Genomic DNA, 3,382 nt, shown 5'->3' with positions numbered 1-3,382 from the left:
CCAGTACTACGGTGGATGGCGGCCTGTACCTAAGGCACTCCCTGGAAACGGGGAGCAAACAGATTGCAGGACACCTAAGGCTATTGGAGAGGGTAACTCGCCAGTTCTCTACTCTACCCTATGTTCCCAGAAGAGATATTTAACCCTTTCAATGCCCCCTTTAATCGTCTTAAATCTGGTTTTATCTCTATCTTCAACACCGATCCCTCTTGGAATTTTTCGATATTTTCTAGTGGTCTCAAAACCCCTTTTTGGTATTCAACTGATACTGTTACCATTTTATATCACCACCTTATTCTATCTGTAGTTTCGTCATTATGCTATTCTTGCGAGCACCTGAACAAGAAAAGTAAGTGTTCAGCCACTAAGACACTAAGACACAAAAATAGAGCAGTAGAGCAGCAGAGCAGTAGTTAAAGACTTTTCTGAAAGTTCCAGAACGGCTGCTCTATTGCTCTATTGCTCTCTAAAACACATACTTTTTTCTCCTTCGTGTCTTCGTGCCTTGGTGGCTGAACGGTTACAAAAATCCGAAATCCGAAATCAATAAATAAATTACACACTATGCGTTAGAAGACCCTGGCCTTTTAGTCTCTCTACCAATTGATTCACTACCTCTTCTGGCTCTCCTTCAAGCATCTCTGAAGTGCCCTGACGGGAAGGGGTAAAGACCTTTATCACCTGAGTGGGCGAGCCGGAAAGTCCTACCTGATCAGCCGAAAGACCAAGATCCTGTATCCCCCAGACAGGTATCTTAGCTTTTTTTGCCTTCAGGACACCTTTAAGCGAGGCGTGTCTTGGTTCGTTAGCTTCCTTAACCACCGTTAGCAAGGCCGGGAGTTCTAACTCGATTGATTCATACCCGTCCTCCAGCATCCTTTCTATCTTGATTCTCTTGGAATCCCCCGCCTCTGGGGTAATTTTACGCACATAGGCGGCCTGAGCTATTCCGAGGGATTCACCCAGTTCCGGACCTACCTGGGCCGTATCCCCATCAATAGCCTGTTTACCACAGAGAATAAGATCAAAAGACCCTAATTTTTTTATGGCGGCGGTCAGGGCCCGCGAGGTGGCCCAGGTATCAGAGCCGGCCAAAGCCCGATCAGAGAGAAGCGCTGCCTCATCAGCCCCCATCCCCAAAGCCTCCCTGAGGACAGCCTCCGCCTGCGGAGGCCCCATAGTAAGCGCCCATACATAACCCCCATATTTCTCCTTCAATTGAAGACCAGCCTCCAGGGCGTATTTGTCAAAAGGATTAATAATACTGGCCACCCCTTCCCTGATAAGGGTATTGGTCTGAGGGTCAATCTTGACTTCACTTGTGTCCGGTACTTGTTTGATACAAACGATTATCTTCATCTGCTGCCTCCTTAATTAGTTTCGAGTTCCGAGTTTCGGGTCGGAGGTTGTAGGTTAAGAAGCCTACCCCTCATTTAGTCATCACCCTGGAGAAGTAACCACCGGTGAGGGCATCCAGGTCGGCCGTTAATTCCTCGATTCTTAGCCTTATTCTGAGCCATTCCCTGACGTCCTGGTGAGGGGAGAGGACAAGTTCGGCCTGGAGTCTTCTTCTCTCAAAATAGATCCCGGTTACCTCATCCAGGATGTCATCCCGAAGCTGCACCATAAGTTTAGACCGGTTGTCAATAGAGGTCTGGTCATCATTATAAATCAGATCGGCCATATCCCAACTCAGAGAGACTCCCCAGTCATTAGGACCGGTGATAGTACCATCGGCAGCCGAACCGTAGATGGTTTTGTCATAACTGAGGGTTACTTCAGGCAGAATGGATTTAAATCTGGCCCCCCTTCGCCAGCTCTTTATCTTATCCGGCGCCACTTCAGCATAACGGATGGCCGCTACCTGGACCTCCCGGATAGTGGGCTCATGAGAAAAGGAGTCTAATAACTGATCAATATCCACCTTTACCAGAGGCGCCGACTCAGCCGCTTTAGCGGCTTGGTAGACTTGCTGGTCGCCTACGGCCCAGATAAATTCCGAGCTTGAGGCCAGGGCAACTATTCTTTCATCAGGCAAACCAGGATATGGTTTTTCCCATCTTTCCTCTAATGGTAAAAACCGAAAGATACCTCCTTGGGCAGCCACATATAAATCCCCTGAATCAATAAGTAAGGCATAGATACGGGTGTCAGTCATGCCTGTTTTCGTCATGGCCTTCCAAGAATCTCCTCCATCCTGGCTCTCAAAGACACCGTCCCGCCTGCCCAGATAAAGTCGGTTGGAATCTTCAGGATCAATAACGACCGCTGTTACACCTAATGATTCTATATCATCTTCCTCAGTTCCCTCTTCACCTTCAGTTTGGGTGTAACTGACAAAAACCCTTTCCCAGGATGAATCTGATTGTCTAAACAAACCCTGGTCAGAAGCCAGACAGAGGCGGCGGCCACCCCCTGATTTTTTAGCCGCCAAAAAGTTGACCGTGAGTTCACCCGGCAAATCCGGGTCCTTATACCAGGTTCTTCCCCCGTCCTTACTTTGGAACAGACCGGTTTTTGTCCCCAGATATATCTTTTGGGAATCCACAGGATCGAAGCCTAAACTGAGGATATCTTTAGGTCCTCCGGATATTTCTTCCCAATCTTGCCCCTCATTTTTGCTTAGATAGAGGGCATTTTTACCCCCGGCATAGATTTGGTGGTCTGAATGGATAAGGACAGTATTTATTGACCGGCCAGTCAGCTTTACCTCCCAGTGCTGGCCCTCATCGCGGGAGATATAAACACCCTGGGAGGAACCCACACAGAGAATCCGGGAGTCATTGGGATGAATAGCCATCGCCTTGAGTTCACCACCCCTTATCCCTTTTACCGGTTCCCATAACCATTCTTCGCCAGCTTGAGCCAGCGAACAGTGAATAGCTATTAACAGGAAGCTTAGAAAAATAAGCCCCCTCGTTTTTTTCAATGTCTCCAGCGCTTTAACCGCGTCTTTGTATTTTAGCCTTAATCTTTCCAAATCTCTACCTCTTTCAGGGCAATCGCCTCAAATTTGTTTGTAAGTATTCAGCCACGGATTTACACGGATGAAACACTGATTTTTTAATATATGAATGATGGTTAGGCCTCCTTGGAAGTTAAACCCCAGGCTCTATCCCTCTGCTGTTACGCACCATTCAGGGCCTTAGACACCAGACGTCTGCCAGACTCCTGGTATCTGGGTTTTGGAACAGGCTCTTAGGGGTAAAACGGTTACCAATATATTACCAAAATCCTTATCTTATGTCAACAGAATTCGACCTGTGAAATAGGTTTAAATAAGATGCAAGAAACTTTCCATAGACATAGATATTCAAGCTCTACTACTAAAAACAGGTCGCTCCTACGGAGCTGCAAATATATTGCGTTTGCGAAATTACTA

General features: G+C 47.2%; 3 protein-coding genes. All 3 read right to left on the bottom strand.

All coding sequences use genetic code 11. From position 1 onward, the window contains the following. Positions 1–113: 113 nt before the first annotated feature. The 3 genes from AB1797_13675 to AB1797_13665 all read right to left on the bottom strand — a co-directional run bounded on the left by AB1797_13675 (position 114) and on the right by AB1797_13665 (position 2,980). Positions 114–278: an antitoxin family protein gene (locus tag AB1797_13675; protein ID MEW5768635.1), complete on the bottom strand. Its 165-nt coding sequence runs from the start codon at positions 276–278 to the stop codon at positions 114–116. A gap of 277 nt (positions 279–555) precedes the next feature. Continuing rightward, entirely contained in the window at positions 556–1,359 is an 804-nt protein-coding gene (locus tag AB1797_13670) for an electron transfer flavoprotein subunit beta/FixA family protein (protein ID MEW5768634.1), read from the bottom strand. A 70-nt stretch (positions 1,360–1,429) separates the two neighbouring features. Beyond that, positions 1,430–2,980 carry a hypothetical protein gene (locus AB1797_13665; GenBank protein MEW5768633.1) on the bottom strand — a complete coding sequence of 517 codons (1,551 nt, stop codon included), beginning with the start codon at positions 2,978–2,980 and terminating at the stop codon, positions 1,430–1,432. Positions 2,981–3,382 lie beyond the last annotated feature (402 nt).

Source organism: bacterium (genome assembly GCA_040753085.1).
In the GTDB taxonomy this organism is placed as follows: Bacteria; UBA9089; JASEGY01; order JASEGY01; family JASEGY01; genus JASEGY01.
This window is presented reverse-complemented; position numbering and strand designations above follow the sequence as displayed.